General features: G+C 70.4%; 16 protein-coding genes. 10 read left to right on the top strand and 6 right to left on the bottom strand.

Annotated elements, in window-relative coordinates:
* Positions 1-165: 165 nt before the first annotated feature.
* Both BIU99_RS02175 and BIU99_RS02180 read left to right on the top strand, forming a co-directional pair.
* Positions 166-810: a SatD family protein gene (locus tag BIU99_RS02175; protein ID WP_071259025.1), complete on the top strand. Its 645-nt coding sequence runs from the start codon at positions 166-168 to the stop codon at positions 808-810.
* Complete coding sequence (locus tag BIU99_RS02180) at positions 807-1604, top strand: hypothetical protein (RefSeq protein WP_071259027.1); 798 nt, start codon at positions 807-809, stop codon at positions 1602-1604. The genes BIU99_RS02175 and BIU99_RS02180 overlap by 4 nt, the downstream gene beginning before the upstream one ends.
* A 43-nt stretch (positions 1605-1647) precedes the next feature.
* On the opposite strand, the gene BIU99_RS02185 is transcribed toward BIU99_RS02180, so the two are convergent.
* The 3 genes from BIU99_RS02185 to BIU99_RS02195 are packed head-to-tail and all read right to left on the bottom strand — an operon-like array spanning position 1648 to position 4962.
* Positions 1648-2571, bottom strand: a complete 924-nt coding sequence (locus tag BIU99_RS02185) for a ribokinase (protein WP_071259029.1) — start codon at positions 2569-2571, stop codon at positions 1648-1650.
* 10 nt (positions 2572-2581) lie between these two features.
* Positions 2582-4018, bottom strand: a complete 1437-nt coding sequence (locus BIU99_RS02190; RefSeq protein ID WP_071259031.1) for an MFS transporter — start codon at positions 4016-4018, stop codon at positions 2582-2584.
* A complete protein-coding gene (locus tag BIU99_RS02195) occupies positions 4015-4962 on the bottom strand; it encodes a nucleoside hydrolase (RefSeq protein ID WP_064294656.1) in 948 nt (315 codons plus the stop codon). Before BIU99_RS02195 ends, BIU99_RS02190 begins: the two co-directional genes overlap by 4 nt.
* A 150-nt stretch (positions 4963-5112) precedes the next feature.
* Between BIU99_RS02195 and BIU99_RS02200 the strand changes: the two genes are divergently transcribed.
* The 3 genes from BIU99_RS02200 to BIU99_RS02210 all read left to right on the top strand — a co-directional run bounded on the left by BIU99_RS02200 (position 5113) and on the right by BIU99_RS02210 (position 8399).
* Positions 5113-6192, top strand: a complete 1080-nt coding sequence (locus BIU99_RS02200) for a LacI family DNA-binding transcriptional regulator (RefSeq protein ID WP_371263738.1) — start codon at positions 5113-5115, stop codon at positions 6190-6192.
* Between the two features lie 111 nt (positions 6193-6303).
* Positions 6304-7338: a TadA family conjugal transfer-associated ATPase gene (locus BIU99_RS02205; protein WP_083397140.1), complete on the top strand. Its 1035-nt coding sequence runs from the start codon at positions 6304-6306 to the stop codon at positions 7336-7338.
* Positions 7335-8399 carry a type II secretion system F family protein gene (locus BIU99_RS02210; protein ID WP_139205303.1) on the top strand — a complete coding sequence of 355 codons (1065 nt, stop codon included), beginning with the start codon at positions 7335-7337 and terminating at the stop codon, positions 8397-8399. Before BIU99_RS02205 ends, BIU99_RS02210 begins: the two co-directional genes overlap by 4 nt.
* Before the next feature lie 46 nt (positions 8400-8445).
* Here the strand turns inward: BIU99_RS02210 and BIU99_RS02215 are convergent, their stop codons facing one another.
* Together BIU99_RS02215 and BIU99_RS02220 are read right to left on the bottom strand one after the other, a co-directional pair.
* On the bottom strand, positions 8446-9009 hold the full coding sequence (locus BIU99_RS02215; RefSeq protein WP_254773549.1) for a hypothetical protein: 564 nt from the start codon (positions 9007-9009) through the stop codon (positions 8446-8448).
* Positions 9006-9356 (bottom strand): PadR family transcriptional regulator, encoded by a 351-nt coding sequence (locus BIU99_RS02220; RefSeq protein ID WP_071259035.1) that lies wholly within the window; start codon positions 9354-9356, stop codon positions 9006-9008. The genes BIU99_RS02215 and BIU99_RS02220 overlap by 4 nt, the downstream gene beginning before the upstream one ends.
* Positions 9357-9531: 175 nt before the next feature.
* On the opposite strand from BIU99_RS02220, the gene BIU99_RS02225 reads away from it, so the two are divergent.
* Genes BIU99_RS02225 through BIU99_RS19620 form a run of 3 tightly spaced genes read left to right on the top strand, consistent with a single transcriptional unit; the run spans position 9532 to position 10520 of the window.
* Positions 9532-9744, top strand: coding sequence for a DUF4244 domain-containing protein (locus tag BIU99_RS02225; protein ID WP_083397141.1), 213 nt, complete (start codon positions 9532-9534; stop codon positions 9742-9744).
* Between the two features lie 45 nt (positions 9745-9789).
* Positions 9790-10101 (top strand): TadE family type IV pilus minor pilin, encoded by a 312-nt coding sequence (locus BIU99_RS19615; RefSeq protein ID WP_175484332.1) that lies wholly within the window; start codon positions 9790-9792, stop codon positions 10099-10101.
* The gene (locus BIU99_RS19620; RefSeq protein WP_071259040.1) at positions 10098-10520 is read left to right on the top strand and encodes an Rv3654c family TadE-like protein; all 423 of its coding nucleotides are present in this window, start codon (positions 10098-10100) and stop codon (positions 10518-10520) included. Before BIU99_RS19615 ends, BIU99_RS19620 begins: the two co-directional genes overlap by 4 nt.
* Before the next feature lie 19 nt (positions 10521-10539).
* Here the strand turns inward: BIU99_RS19620 and BIU99_RS02240 are convergent, their stop codons facing one another.
* Complete coding sequence (locus BIU99_RS02240; RefSeq protein WP_071259042.1) at positions 10540-10785, bottom strand: hypothetical protein; 246 nt, start codon at positions 10783-10785, stop codon at positions 10540-10542.
* 119 nt (positions 10786-10904) lie between these two features.
* On the opposite strand from BIU99_RS02240, the gene topA reads away from it, so the two are divergent.
* Positions 10905-13802: a type I DNA topoisomerase gene (gene topA, locus BIU99_RS02245; protein ID WP_256374736.1), complete on the top strand. Its 2898-nt coding sequence runs from the start codon at positions 10905-10907 to the stop codon at positions 13800-13802.
* The gene (gene tmk, locus BIU99_RS02250; RefSeq protein ID WP_071259045.1) at positions 13799-14434 is read left to right on the top strand and encodes a dTMP kinase; all 636 of its coding nucleotides are present in this window, start codon (positions 13799-13801) and stop codon (positions 14432-14434) included. The genes topA and tmk overlap by 4 nt, the downstream gene beginning before the upstream one ends.
* Positions 14435-14528 lie beyond the last annotated feature (94 nt).

Here is a 14528-nt window from a genome sequence, read left to right on the forward strand (position 1 = left end):
GCATGCAGTGCCAGCGATTCCCCCCAATCCGGCACTGTAGAGGCGGCACCCATTCCCCCCAATGGGTGCCGCCTTCTTCTGTCTCCGGCGCTGGCTGCAGGTGGCTGCCGGTGAGTATTCGATTATTGCTTATAGTTCTGCCACTATCAGCTCTATGCTTCTGAGATGACCGATCTCCTCCTGGCCGTCGTCGTCGACATCGTCGGTTCCCGCCGTCTCGACGACCGCCCCCGAGCTCAGCGCGCGATCCAGGACGTCTTCCTCCAGGTGGAGGCCACCTGGCCCGCCGAGCAGCCGCTGCGTCCGACGGTCGGCGACGAGTTCCAGGTCGTGTACGCGGACGTCGCGACCGCACTGCGAGCCACCACCCTCGCGCGACTGCTGTTCCCCGCGGAGGTCGATTGCCGGTTCGGCCTCGGCTGGGGCGAGGTCACGGACATCGACGCCGGGCAGGAGGCCCGCATTCAGGACGGTTCCGCCTGGTGGCGGGCCCGAGCCGCCATCGACGAGGCGCATCGGCGAGAGGACAAACGTCAGCCGTACCTGCGATCGTGGTTCGAGGGCGAAGCGCCCCAGGACGGAGACGCCATCGTGAACGCACTCCTCACCCTGCGCGACCACACGATCGATCAGATGCGGAACCCCCGACAGCGACAGCTCGCCGCGGGCGCGCTCCTCGGCCGATCGCAGGAGTCGATGGCTGCCGAAGCCGGCATCTCGCAGTCCGCGGTGTCGCAGAACCTGCAACGATCGGGCGGTGCCGCGCTCGTCTCGGCCCTCGACCTGCTCGCCGGATCGCCGGCCCGATGATCACGGCCGTCCTGCTGCTCATGATCGGGGTCGCCGACCTCTGTCGGGGTGTGGTCCGCGGCCCGCGCTGGTCCCCGGTGATCGGGCTGGTGGTGGTCTGGCTGTTCGCCGTGCTGGGCCTCGGGCTCGACTGGTGGTGGCCGACGCTGACCGGCCTCGTCGCCCTCGGATGGATCGTGGCCATGCCGTCCTCGGACGCGTCACGACCGCGCGGGTTCTGGCCCGTGCTCCTGCTCGGTCTCCTCGTCGTCGTCTCCACGCTCGTGTTCGGGGCGGGCGGGACCGCCGACAGCCCCGCTGCACGGCTCTACGCGGGCTTCGACCTCGGCGTGCTGCAGGAGGTGCCCCTGGTTCTCGCCGTCGCAGCCGGGTCGACGCTCGTCTTCCTCACGCGGAGCAGCAACCTCATCGTGCGGGCGTCGCTGCGCCGCGCGCGTGAGGACGACGAGCCGCAACCGACCGCGGCACCCGCCTCCGCCTGGACGGTCATGATCCGCGGACGCGAGTTGGGGACCGTCGAGCAGAGCGCCACGCCGCGGCGTCCGACGACGCAGCTGCTCGGCGGCCGACTCATCGGCCCGCTCGAACGCGTCTTCATCGTCGTCCTCGCGCTGAGCGGCACCGGCATGGTGATCGCCGCCCTCGTCGCGGCGAAAGGCATCGTGCGCTTCCCGGAGATCTCCGAGGATCGCGGGGTCGGCGGCAAGGCGGAGGAGTTCCTCGTCGGCAGCTTCACGAGCTGGGCGATCGCTGCTGCTGCGGTGCTCTACCTCTGGGTGATCGCCGCCGGCTGAGGCGACACGGGGTCCCGCGTCGGTTCACGCGGGACCCCGTGTCTCATCGCTGCTCGAGGAACGCCGCGAGCTGTTCCTGATCGGGGTACGACGCCTGGGCGCCGGCGCCGGTCGCCGCGTAGCTGCCGACGGTCGAGGCGAATCGCGCCGCGTCGACGAGCTCGTCGCCGGCAGCGAGTCGCAGCGCGAGGGCACCCATGAACGCGTCGCCGCAGCCGGTGGTGTCGACGGCGTCCACCGTCGGCGACGGAACCGGTGTCGGGGCGGCCTCGCCGTCGATCACGACACTGCCTGCGGCCCCGGTCGTGACGACGGCTCGTCGGATGCCGTGGCTGCGCAGCGCCGTTGCGGTCGCCTCCCACCCGGCCTCCTCCGGGTCGACCCCGGCGAGATCGGCGGCCTCGTGCTCGTTCACGAGGAGGACGCCGGTCGCGTGGAGGAGCTCCTCCGGCACCGGACCGTAGGGGGAGAGGTTGAGGAGCACGAGCGCGCCGGCCGCGGCGCCCCGCCGGGCCGTCTCGAGCACGGTGTCGATGGGTACCTCGAGGCACAGGCAGACGACGCCGGCACCGTCGAGCGCCGTCCACGCCTCGCCCATCCGGTCGGGCGTGAGGGTGCCGTTCGCCCCAGGCGACACGATGATCGTGTTCTCCCCGGCGTCGTCGACGGTGATGACCGCGGTACCGGTCGCGACGTCGTCACGTCGGGCGATCCGGGTGACGTCCACTCCCGAGCTCGAGAGCGACTCGAGCAGGAGCGACCCGTGCGCGTCGTCGCCGACCGCGCCGACCATGGTGACGTCGCCGCCGAGTCTGCCTGCGGCGACCGCCTGGTTGGCGCCCTTGCCGCCGGGGATGACGGCGAGTTCGGATCCCGTGAGCGTCTCCCCGGGCTGCGGGAAGCGTGCAGTGCGGACGACGAGGTCCGCGTTCAAGGACCCGACGACGACGATGCGTGGACTCTGCATGGTGACCCTCCTAGGCTGCCGAGGCGGTCTCGGCCGGACGGACCTCGGCGCCGGCGGGCTTCGGGATGAGGAACGACACCAGCAGGGCGACCGCGGTGATGCCCGCGCCGACCAGCATGGCACTCGTGTACCCGGCCGTCGACGTCCCTCCGGCGGGTGCGACGGCGATCTGGACGGCGGGGAGGACGACGAAGCTGAGGCCGGCGCCCAGGTTGAAGGCGCCCGCGTTGAGGCCGGGCAGGAAGCCCGGGTTCTCCTTCGGCGACAGGACGATGCCCAGCCCGTTGAGCATGATGTTGCCGATGCCCGCGTAGGTCGCACCGATGAGGACGGTCGTCGCGATGAGCACGGGGAGCGAGTGCACGCCGACGAGCGCCATGATGACGATCGAGACGATGCTGCCGATGAGACCGATGCGGAGCACGTTCAGGTAGCCGAGCGTTGGCGCGAGACGACCGGCGAACGGGCCGACGAGCCAGCCGACGAGGGCGTACGGCGTCAGGAACGCGAGCGAGGCGAGGTCGGCCTCCATGCTGAAGCCCGCGTCGGCGTTCTGCGCGATCGAGGTGACGAGGCCGTTGGCGACGGCGAAGACCCCGGTCATCGTGAGCAACGTCGTGAGCAGGAGTGCCCAGGTGCTGCGCTGGCGGAGGTACTTCGTGGCGACCAGTGGCTCGGCGACGCGGTTCTCGACGGTCCAGAAGATCGCGAACGCGACGAGGGCGACGACGATGAACCCGCCGACGAGCAACCAGTTCGCCGCCGCGAGCTTGCCGGCCTCGTTGAACGCGGTGAGCAGTGCGGCGATCGACACGACGAGCGGGAGCACGCCCCACCAGTCCATCCTCGTGCCCTTCGAGGGCTGCGAGTTCGCGGCCCACAGGACGACGAAGACGATCGCGACGGCTGCGACGACGGCCATGGTCCAGAAGACGGACCGGAAGCCGTGGTTCGTGACGAGCCATCCGCCGGCGAGGGCGTCGATCCCGGCGATGCCGCCGTTGACCGCGGTGATGAGGCCCATCATGGCGCCGTACCGCTTCGGGTCGGTGACCTCGGCGCGCAGCATCAGCAGGGTGATGGGCACGACCGGCCCGGACACGCCCTGGATGATGCGGCCGACGAACAGCATCTCGACGTTCGCGGCGAGGGCCGCGACGACGGTGCCGACGAGCATGATGACGAGCATGCCCGTCAGGACGCGCTTCCGGCCGACGATGTCGCTGAGGCGGGGGAGGAAGACCGAGAACAGCGCCGCCGTGGTGAAGAACATGGTCTGCGACAGGCCGATGGTGGCGTCGTCGGTCTGCAGTTCGCGCGCCATGCTGACGAGCGCGGGGCTCAGCATGCTGGCGTTCAACTGGAACGCGACGCAGGCGGCGAGCAACGCCGTCATGAGGGCGCCGATGCGCACGGCGGGCCTCGTGGAGTTCAGGAGGTCGCTCACAGTTCGATCTCCCCGATGTTCTCGAGGGCGTCGGTGACGAGGCCCCAGAAGCGTGCGTGGTCGAGCTCGGTCGCTGCCCAGGTGCTGCAGTCGTCCGGAGCCGGGCTGCGGAAGTCGGCGACCGTCATGCCGAGGGTGAGCGTGCCCGTGAGTTCGATGTCGATCGGCACCTTGACGGTCCGCACGATCGTCGGGTCGATCACGTAGGCGACGGCGCACGGGTCGTGCACGGGCGGGCTGTCGAAGCCCTGCGCGTCCTTGTAGGTGGTGCCGAAGAACTCGAGCAGCTCCTCGACGAAGCGTGCCGGGCCGGTGCCGATCGTGGCGATCCGCTCGACGACCTCCGGGGTGGCGAGGGCCTGGTGCGTGAGGTCGAGGCCGACCATGACGACGGGCCAGCTCTCGTTGAAGACGATGTGCGCGGCCTCAGGGTCGATCTTGATGTTGAACTCGGCCACCGCCGACCAGTTGCCGACGTGGTAGCCGCCGCCCATGAGGACGACCTCCTTGACGCGCTCCACGATGCGCGGCTCCTTGCGGGCTGCGAGGGCGATGTTCGTCAGGCCGCCGGTCGGGACGAGGGTGATCTCGCCCGGTTCGTGCGACATGACGAGGTCGATGATGAGGTCGATGGCGTGCCGGTCGTCGAGGGCGATCGCCGGTTCGGGGAGGACGGGGCCGTCCATGCCCGATTCGCCGTGGATGTCCGGTGCGTTCTCGAGTGGGCGCACGAGCGGGCGGTCGGCGCCGGCGGCGAACGGCACGTCGGTGATCCCGGCGATGCGGGCGACGGCGAGGGCGTTCCGGGTGACCTTCGGGAGCGTCTGGTTGCCGACGACGGTCGTGACGGCGAGCAGCTCGATCTCGGGGTTGCCGTGCGCCAGGAGGATGGCGATCGCGTCGTCGTGGCCTGGGTCGCAGTCGAGGATGATCTTGCGGGGCATGGTTCTCCACATCGTTGGGGTGCTGGGGAAGCGGGCGGCAGGGCACGTAAAGCGCTTCAGGTCCGCCGGGAGCAGCCTACGTCAAGCGCTTTAGGTTCGCCAAACCGGGTCGTTCGGCCCAGGGTTCCGCGGCCCCGATACGATCGACGGGTGCCCCTCGAACCGAACGATCCCCAGCCACGCGCCGCCCGTCGCGTGACGGCGGCGATGGTGGCGGAGCGGGCCGGGACGTCGGTCGCGACCGTGTCGCTCGTCGCCAACGGCAAGGACGCCGGTCACGTGTCGGCGCAGAACGCCGAACGGGTGCGTCAGGCGATCGCCGAGCTCGGCTACGTCGCCGACCACGCCGCGCGGGCGCTCGCGAGTGGGTCGAGCAACCTGGTCGTCTTCGTGACGCCGGATGCCTCGAACCCCTACTTCGGTGCGGTGATCCGAGGACTCAGGGCCGGCCTCGGCGACGCGTACCAGCTGCTCGTGTCGGTGACCGGGGAGGGCGACGTGCCCACGGCGGCGGCGCTCGGCCGATTGGCGGCCCTCCGACCGGCCGGGCTCGTGGTCGACGCGCCGAGCGAGGCCTTCCTCGAGGAGCTCAGGCTCGACACCGCGCTCGTGTTGCTCGACGCACCCCGCCTCCCGACGACGACGGCGGAGGCCGCGTCCGGTGCCGTCGTCGCCGACCGACGTGCCGTGTCCGTCGACTTCGACCTCCTCGGCGGTGTCCGAGCACTCCTCGACCACCTCCACGTCCTGGGTCACCGGCAACTCGGGTACCTCGGTGGGCGCACCGCGACGGACACGTTCCTCCTGCGTCGACTGCTGCTCGAGCGCGAGGCCGCCGTGCGCGGGATGCGCGTGCACGCGGACGATCGCGCGGAGAGCATCATCGACCTCGAAGCGGCGGCCGCGGCGTTCGTCGACAGCTGGCCGCGGTGGCGCGACGCCGGGGTGACCGCGTTGGTCTGCGCGACCGACACGCATGCGTACGGGGTGCTGCAGTCGGCGCGGGCGATGGGCATGCCGGTGCCGGCTGAGCTCGCCGTGGTGGGGTTCGACGACCTGGCGTCGTCGGTCGTGAGCGACCCGCCGTTGACGAGTGTGCGGTTGCCCGGTGAGGCGCTCGGTCGCGCAGGCGCCGAGCAACTCCTCGCCCGGATCGAGGGTCGGACGGTGGCACCCGCCCCGGTGATCGCCGCGGACCTCGTCATCCGCGCCTCGACGATCGGTCGCTGAGGTGCACTGAGGGTCGCCGACGACGCTCCACAAGCGAAGCCGGTCTCGTGAGTTTGCGAGGTCCGTGCCTCCGCGCCTCGGGGTTCGAGCCTGGGCTTCTACTCTCGCCGCATGTCCGATCGATTCGTCGTCTCCATCCCGCCCGAGGTCACCCCTCCTGATCCGCCGGGGGCGTCGGCCGACGCCGAACCCGCGCGAGCAGGCGAGTCGCGCGGTGTCACGGCGCTCGCCGACTTCGGCGCGCTCGCGCCCTACCTCGCCGATCCGGGGGTCACCGACCTCTTCGTCAACGGCTCGTCCGGCCTCTGGCTCGACCACGGTGCCGGGCTCGTCCGGGAGGCGGGATGGCGCTCCGATGAGGCGACCATCCGCGCGCTCGCGGTGCGCCTGGTGGCGAGGGGCGGGCGGCACGTCGACGAGGCGACGCCGTGCGTCGACGTGCGTCTGCAGGACGGGGTGCGGGTCCACGTGGTCCTCCCGCCGGTGTCGACGCGAGGGACGCTCCTGTCCATCCGGGTGCCACGGGACGAAGCGCTGGGGTTCGATGCGCTACAGGCCTCCGGGATGTTCCCGGCGACGGTCGCCGAGCTGCTGCGCGACGCCGTAGCGGCCCGGACGAACATCCTCATCACCGGTGCGGGCGGCTCCGGGAAGACGACGCTCCTCGGCGCCCTGCTCGGCCTCGCCTCGCCAGCCGAGCGGCTCGTCGTGATCGAGGACGTCGCGGAGCTGCGGATCCTCCACCCGCATGTCGTCGCACTCCAGTCGCGCCAGGCCAACCTGGAGGGGGCCGGCGGTATCGACCTCGAACGCCTCCTGCGCGAGGCGCTCCGCATGCGTCCCGACCGGCTCGTCCTCGGCGAGTGCCGGGGGCCCGAGGTGCGTGAGCTGCTGTCGGCGCTCAACACCGGGCACGACGGCGGTGCAGGCACCCTCCACGCGAACTCCGTGACCGACGTGCCCGCCCGTTTGGAAGCGCTCGGTGCGCTCGCCGGGATGAGTCAGGAGGCCGTCGCCCGTCAGGCGACGAGCGCGATCGGACTCATCGTGCATCTGGCGAGGCTCCCGATCGGTCGGCAGGTGGTCGCCGTCGGCCGCCTCCTGATCGACGAACACGACCGCCTCGCCGTCGAGGAGTTGCCGTGACCCGGCCCTGGGTACTCCAACGGGTGCTCGCGGCGCTTCCCGGCGCGACTCCGCCCGAGGACGACGGTCCCGCCCGTGTTGCGCGCACCACCCGTCATCTGGCCGTGCTGCTGGGTGCCGGCGTCGCACCCGGCAGTGCCTGGAGGCATCTCGCCGTGGAAGCGGACGCCGATGCGCGAACGCGATCAGCAGCGGTGTCCGTTGGCCTCACGGCGGATGAACCGGACGACGAAGCCGGCCCGGCGAGCGATCATCGGGCCGACACGGCGGTGTTGTCAGCGGTGGCCGATGCTGCCGCGCACGGCGGCGACCTGCCGGCGGCGATCGCCGCCATCGCTGATCAGGAGACGGGTGCCGGCGCGCGCACGGCCTGGGCGGGCCTGGCCGCCGCTTGGCAGGTCGCTGCCATCAGCGGCGCGCCGCTCGGCGTCTGTCTGCGCGACCTCGCCGGGTCGCTGCGCGAGTTGGACCGCATCGGTCGCGACGTCGGCACGGCGCTCGCCGGACCGTCCGCGACGGCGAGGCTGGTGCTCTGGTTGCCGCTCGTCGCCGTCCTCCTCGGGATGGCCCTCGGCTTCGACACGCTGCGGACGCTCTTCGCGACGCCTCCGGGACTCTGCTGTCTCGCGGCCGGCGTGGTGTTCCTCATCGTCGGTGCGCGCTGGAGTTCGGCGCTCAGTGCACGGGCGGCCAGGCGCGACCCGGCGCCGGGGTTGTCGCTCGACCTCGTCGCGGTGGCGATGGCGGGTGGAGGAGCGGCGACGGCGGCCCGGTCGATCGTCGAGGAGGCGTGCGAGCGGTTCGCCGTCCCCTACGACGGTGCCACGATCACGAGCGTCCTCGCGCTCTCTGCCAGGGCCGGGATCCCCGCCGGCGAGCTGCTCCGCAGCGAGGCGGAGCAGCAGCGTGATCAGGCGCGGTCCGATGGCGAGCGGGCTGCAGCGATCCTCGCGACCCGCCTCATGATCCCGCTCGGGGTCTGTGTGCTGCCGGCCTTCCTCCTCGTCGGTGTTGCTCCGCTCCTGCTCAGCGTCGTCACGTCGACGACGCTCGGCTTCTGACCAACGGTTCGACGCCGACCCGCCTTGCTGCAGCGGCGTTGCCGCGTCAGCCGCGGGAGCGTGGCAGTGCGCGCCAGCAGCGTGCTCCGATGAGCACGGTGACGGTGATGATCACGATCGGCACGAGGATCCACGCGACGTCGCCGGACCATCCAACGCCGATGCCGTCCTCGTCGGCGAAGGCGAGCACGTTGACGAAGAAGAACCGTGCGTGCGCTTCATCGAGTGTCGACTGCTCGACCACCGCGAGCATCCCGAAGGTGAACAGGGCGAACGAGAACCAGTAGGCGAGGATCGCGACGCCGCCCCAGATGACCCCGATCGACCAGGTCGGTCGCAACCGGGCCGGGTCGTCGGCGTAGCGGGCGGCCAGGGCGCGTGGTGAGCCGAGGTCGGCCAGAGCGATCGTCATCGGTCGCCGATCGACCGAGAGTTCGTCTCGGAGTGAACGGATGATCGAGCGGCGTTCCCGCCCCGTGACTACGGCCTCCAGGTGCCAGTCGAGGCGCTGGAGGTATGAGTCGCGTCGCCAGCGGTCCGCGAGGCTCAATCCACGGGCAGCGCGCTCGGCGAGCAGGTCATCCGCCGTCGGGTGCTTCTGGTCGATCATGCTGATGCTCCTTCAGGGTGAATTCCTCGTTCGGCGATGTCGGTCATCGCCCTCCAGCGGGCGATGGCGTCGAGCCTCGCCGCGTCTCCTCGTTCGGTGATCGCGTAGTACTTCCGTGCTGGGCCGCCCGAGGAGGCGACCCGACGCGCGGTCACCAGTCCGTCGCGTTCGAACCGGCTGAGGACCGGATACACGACGCCGGTCGCCAGATCGGCAAGACCGAGGGCTCGGAGACGTTCGACCAGCTCGTACCCGTAGGTCTCACCGAGGTGCACGGTGGACAGGATGAGCATCGGCAACACGCCGCGGAGGAGTTGCGAGTCGCGCGCCGCCAACTGTTCATCCATGACTATTACTCAAGCATGAATAGCGGTCGGGTGCAAGGCGAGATCGCTCCACAACCGGCCGGTCGACGCGGCCCGTCACCGACGTCGGCTCCGCTCGCGCGTCGCTGGACGCGTTCGCCGAACATGGAGGTGTTCGTGCCACGAGCGCAGCACTCCGGTGCGGGGAAGGAACATCATGATCACGATCGGTCGTCGAATCGAGCAGCGTGTCACGCGCGAGGTGCGGCGCGTCCTGCAGGACGAACGGGGGTCCGCCACGGCGGAGTACGCGGTGGCCACGATGGCGGCCGTCGGGTTCGCAGGTCTCCTGGTCGCCATCCTCCGCGGAGACGAGGTGCGGGGCATCCTCACCGACCTCATCCGACGAGCCCTGACGGCGAACGGCTGAGCCGTGCGGCTGAGTGTGCCGACATGCCGTTCGGAGGATGGCGCGGTGACGGCGGAGTTCGCGGTCGTCGTCCCGGCCGTCGTCCTCGTGCTGGCGATGGGGCTCTCGGCGGTGCAGGTGGGGCTGACCCAGCTCCGCGCGACCGACGCGGCTGCGGACGCCGCCCGGAGTCTGGGGCGAGGCGACGACGCCGGGACCGCGGCGGGTCGGGTCGCGCGCGTCCTGCCGGGGGCGACCATGACGAGCGGTGTGGAGGGCGACCTCATCTGCGTGCGCGTCGACGCGGTGGGCGGATCCGGCCTCGCCGGCGTCGTCCCGGTGTGGGCATCCTCATGCGCCATGGGTGGCGGCCGATGAGCGTGCAGCCGCGTCGGATCACCCTCCGCGCGGCGCGTGCCCTGCGCGACGAGACCGGAGCCGGGTCGGTCCTCGCTGCCGGCATCCTCGGAGCCCTGGTCGCCGTCCTCATGGCGACACTGCCCATCGTGACGCTGTTCGCCGCTCATCAACGAGCGGCCAACGCCGCCGACGCAGCCGCGTTGGCGGCAGCCGACACTGCGTCCGGCCGTCTCCCAGGCTTCCCCTGCGAAACTGCTCGCATGATCGCGGCGCGCAACGATGCGTCGCTCGGCACCTGCAGTGTCAAGGGCCTCACGGTCCTCGTCGACGCCACGGTCGACACGGCCTTCGGCGCCATCACGGTCGCTGCAAGAGCCGGACCTCCTCCTGAGGCGTCCGGCGCCGTCGTCGGGGTGCCCGTGGCCGCCACCTATTAAGAGGTAGCGGTGCGATCGGTCAGCCCTGACCGGAGTCGGTCGTGAAGACCGCCTCCAGGAAGCGGTAGTCGACGGCGCTCGGGGCTCCGGAGTCGTCGTACTCCTCGCCGGTCGTCCGGGCGTACCGGTAGACCTTGCCGGCGTTGCCGCTCGGCACGTCGACGGTGGGCGTCGGTGATCCGTGGTCGCTGAGTCGGGCGCTGATCGTCTTGCCCTCCAGTGGACCGTCGGTCAACTTCACGGTGTAACTCGTCTGGGTACTCATGGCAGACATTCTGCTCCGAACGCCGCAGAACGCAAGGGGTTGGACACGCGCGTGGCCGCCCCACGATTGGACAAGCCTGCTGTGCACGTGTGTATGGTGTGCCTGATGGAAGGAGCCTCGTGGCAGGCAAGAAACTCGTGATCGTAGAGTCACCGACCAAGATGAAGTCGATCGCCGGATATCTCGGTGACGACTACGAGGTGCTGTCCTCGGTCGGTCACATCCGCGACCTCATCGAGCCGAAGAACCTTCCCGCCGAGCTCAAGAAGGGCTCGCTCGGCAAGTTCTCGGTCGACGTCGACAACGGCTTCGAGCCGTACTACGTCGTCTCCGACGCGAAGAAGAAGACCGTCGCGGACCTCAAGCGCGCACTCAAGAACGCTGACGAACTCCTCCTCGCGACTGATGAGGACCGCGAAGGCGAAGCCATCGCGTGGCACCTCCTGCAGGTCCTGCAGCCCAAGGTCCCCGTCAGTCGCATGGTCTTCCACGAGATCACCAAGGATGCCATCCTCGCCGCGAAGGACAAGACGCGGCCCCTCGACACCGACCTCGTCGACGCCCAGGAGACCCGCCGGATCCTCGACCGTCTCTACGGGTACGAGATCTCGCCCGTGCTCTGGCGCAAGGTCGGCCCCGGACTGAGCGCCGGACGCGTGCAGTCCGCCGCCACCCGACTCGTCGTCGACCGGGAGCGCGAGCGCCTCGCCTTCCGCGCCGCCTCCTACTGGGACGTCATCGCCCGCTTCCTCCCCGAAGCAGACGCCACCGGAGCACCCTTCACCGCACGTCTCGTCCGGCTCGACGGCGACCGCGTCGCCACCGGCCGCGACTTCGACGACCTCGGACAGCTCAAGGGCAGTGCCGTCCCGCTCGACGAACAGCGGGCCACGGCGCTCGCCGGCGCACTCGAGCAGTCGAAGGCGACCGTCCTCTCCGTCGAGTCCAAGCCGTACTCCCGCCGTCCGGCGGCTCCCTTCACGACCTCCACGCTCCAGCAGGAGGCCGGTCGCAAGCTCCGGTTCTCCGCTCGCCAGACGATGAGCGTCGCGCAGTCGCTGTACGAGAACGGCTACATCACCTACATGCGTACCGACTCGCCGTCGCTGAGCAAGCAGGCGATCGACGCGGCCCGGAAGCAGGCTGCTGCCCTCTACGGCGCCGAGACGGTGCCCGACAAGCCGCGCCTCTACAGCGGCAAGAGCAAGAACGCTCAGGAGGCGCACGAGGCGATCCGTCCCTCGGGCGACACGTTCCGCACGCCGTCCTCGCTCGCCTCGACGCTCCGCGGCAACGACTTCAAGCTGTACGACCTGATCTGGAAGCGCACGGTCGCAAGCCAGATGGCCGACGCGAAGGGCTCCACGGCGACGATCACGCTCGAGTCGAAGACCGACGTCGGCCGCGCCGAGTTCACCGCCTCCGGCACCGTCATCACCTTCCGTGGCTTCCTCGCCGCCTACGAAGAAGGCCAGGACGAGGACCGCAACTCCCAGGACGACGCGTCCGAGGCGAAGTTGCCGCCCCTCACCGAAGGCCAGCAGCTCGGCATCGAGGACCCGGAGGCGAAGGGGCACGAGACCTCGCCGCCCCCGCGCTACACGGAGGCCAGCCTGGTGAAGCGGCTCGAGGAGCTCGGCATCGGCCGACCGTCCACGTTCGCATCGATCATCTCCACGATCATCGACCGCGGCTACGTGACGCAGCGCGGTCAGGCGCTCATCCCCAGCTGGGTGGCGTTCAGCGTCGTCCGTCTCCTGGAGGAGTACTTCGAGGAGCTCGTCGAGTACGACTTCACCGCAGAGATGGAGAACGACCTCGACCGGATCGCCGGCGGCTCGGTCGACCGCGTCGACTGGCTCAAGGGCTTCTACTTCGGTGACGACTCAGGCCGCGGCCTGCGTCAGGTCATCGACAACCTCGGCGACATCGACGCCCGCCGCATCAACTCGATCGTCATCGACGACGGCGTCACGCTCCGGATCGGCAAGTACGGCCCGTACCTCGAGGTCACACCCGACGGTCCGCCGCCGGCCGAGGGGGAGGAAGCCCCGACGCCGCGTCGGGTCAACCTGCCCGAGGACCTCGCACCCGATGAGCTGACGCCCGCGAAGGCGCACGAGCTCATCGACGCACCCGTCGTCGGCGACCGCGTCATCGGCGTGAACCCGACGACCGGTAAGGAGATCGTCGCGAAGGACGGACGCTTCGGCCCGTACATCACCGAGGTCGACCCGGAGCCCGAGGCGGAGCTCTCCGTCGACACGGCGACCGGCGAGGTGACCGAACCTGCTGTGGGCGCCAAGAAGAAGGCCCCCGCCAAGAAGAAGGCGGCAGTCGAGAAGCCCCGCACCGCGTCGCTCTTCAAGTCGATGGACCTCGCGACCATCGACCTCGAGACCGCGCTCAAGCTCCTCGACCTGCCGCGGGTCGTCGGCGCCGACCCCGAGTCGGGCGAGGAGATCCTCGCGCAGAACGGCCGCTACGGTCCGTACCTGAAGAAGGGCACCGACACCCGGTCGCTCACCTCCGAGGACGACATCTTCGCGGTCGACCTCGCCGGTGCCGTCGAGCTGTTCGCCCAGCCCAAGTACGGAGCCAGGAAGGCGTCGAGCGCCCTCAAGGAGTTCGAGGCCGACCCCGAGAGCGGGAAGCCGATCAAGATCAAGGACGGCCGGTTCGGCGCGTACGTGACGGACGGCGTGACCAACGCGACGATCCCTCGCGGCGAGCAGGTCGAGGACGTCGACTTCGAGCGAGCGGTCCAGCTCCTGGCGGACAAGCGTGCGAAGGGCCCGGCGAAGCCGAAGGCCGGTCGCAAGGCTCCCGCGAAGAAGGCACCCGCGAAGAAGGCTCCGGCCAAGAAGACCGCCGCCGCGAAGACGGGGACCGCCAAGGCGACGGCCACGAAGTCCGCGACGGCCACGTCGACCGCCCGTTCGGAAGCGGCGAAGAAGGCTGCCGCGACGCGCGCCGCGAACAAGGCGGCTGCGGCGAAGGCCGACGCCGTCACGTGAGCGCGGGAGGACGCCCTCGGGGCCTGTTCATCACCCTCGAGGGCGGCGACGGCGTCGGGAAATCGACGCAGGCGCGGCTGTTGAGCGACTGGTTCGAGCAGCAGGGGCGGACGGTCGTCCGGACCCGCGAGCCGGGCGGCAGTGAGCTCGGTGTCGAGATCCGCGAGATCGTGTTGCATCACCGAGGCGACATCAGCCCGCGTGCCGAGGCCCTGCTCTACGCGGCGGACCGCGCACACCACATCGCCACCGTCGTGCGCCCGGCTCTCGCGAGGGGCGAGGTCGTCCTGCAGGACCGGTACCTGGACTCGTCCGTCGCCTATCAGGGCAGCGGACGCGTGCTCGACGCCCAGCAGATCCGCGACATCTCGCTCTGGGCCGCCGAGGACCTCCTGCCCGACGTGACCGTCCTGCTCGACTTGGACGTCGCCGTCGCCCGCGGCCGTCTCGACAACGCCAACAAGCGCTTCGACCGGCTCGAGGCCGAGGCGCAGGACTTCCACACCCGGGTGCGGGAGTCGTTCCTCGCCCTCGCGGCCGCGGAGCCCGAGCGGTTCCTCGTCGTCGACGCCGCGCTCCCACCCGAGCGACTGGCCGCCGACATCCAGGCCCGCATCGCGCCGCTCCTCTGAGCGCACACCGTCCCGGTCCCTGAGCCCGCGCCCTTCCGGTCCCGGAGCGCGCGCCCTTCCGGTCTTCGTGCGCATGCCCTTCCGGTTCCTGAGC

This window comes from Plantibacter sp. MMLR14_011, from assembly GCF_001865025.1.
GTDB lineage: Bacteria > Actinomycetota > Actinomycetes > Actinomycetales > Microbacteriaceae > Plantibacter > Plantibacter flavus_A.

Excerpts from the sequence above, each read along its gene's own strand:
- BIU99_RS02220 (WP_071259035.1), bottom strand. The coding sequence starts at position 9,356 with ATGGATGAACAGTTGGCGGCGCGCGACTCGCAACTCCTCCGCGGCGTG.
- BIU99_RS02215 (WP_254773549.1), bottom strand. The coding sequence starts at position 9,009 with ATGATCGACCAGAAGCACCCGACGGCGGATGACCTGCTCGCCGAGCGC.
- BIU99_RS02185 (WP_071259029.1), bottom strand. The coding sequence starts at position 2,571 with ATGCAGAGTCCACGCATCGTCGTCGTCGGGTCCTTGAACGCGGACCTC.
- BIU99_RS02195 (WP_064294656.1), bottom strand. The coding sequence starts at position 4,962 with ATGCCCCGCAAGATCATCCTCGACTGCGACCCAGGCCACGACGACGCG.
- BIU99_RS02225 (WP_083397141.1), top strand. The coding sequence starts at position 9,532 with ATGATCACGATCGGTCGTCGAATCGAGCAGCGTGTCACGCGCGAGGTG.
- BIU99_RS02240 (WP_071259042.1), bottom strand. The coding sequence starts at position 10,785 with ATGAGTACCCAGACGAGTTACACCGTGAAGTTGACCGACGGTCCACTG.
- BIU99_RS19620 (WP_071259040.1), top strand. The coding sequence starts at position 10,098 with ATGAGCGTGCAGCCGCGTCGGATCACCCTCCGCGCGGCGCGTGCCCTG.
- BIU99_RS02205 (WP_083397140.1), top strand. The coding sequence starts at position 6,304 with ATGTCCGATCGATTCGTCGTCTCCATCCCGCCCGAGGTCACCCCTCCT.
- BIU99_RS02180 (WP_071259027.1), top strand. The coding sequence starts at position 807 with ATGATCACGGCCGTCCTGCTGCTCATGATCGGGGTCGCCGACCTCTGT.
- BIU99_RS02175 (WP_071259025.1), top strand. The coding sequence starts at position 166 with ATGACCGATCTCCTCCTGGCCGTCGTCGTCGACATCGTCGGTTCCCGC.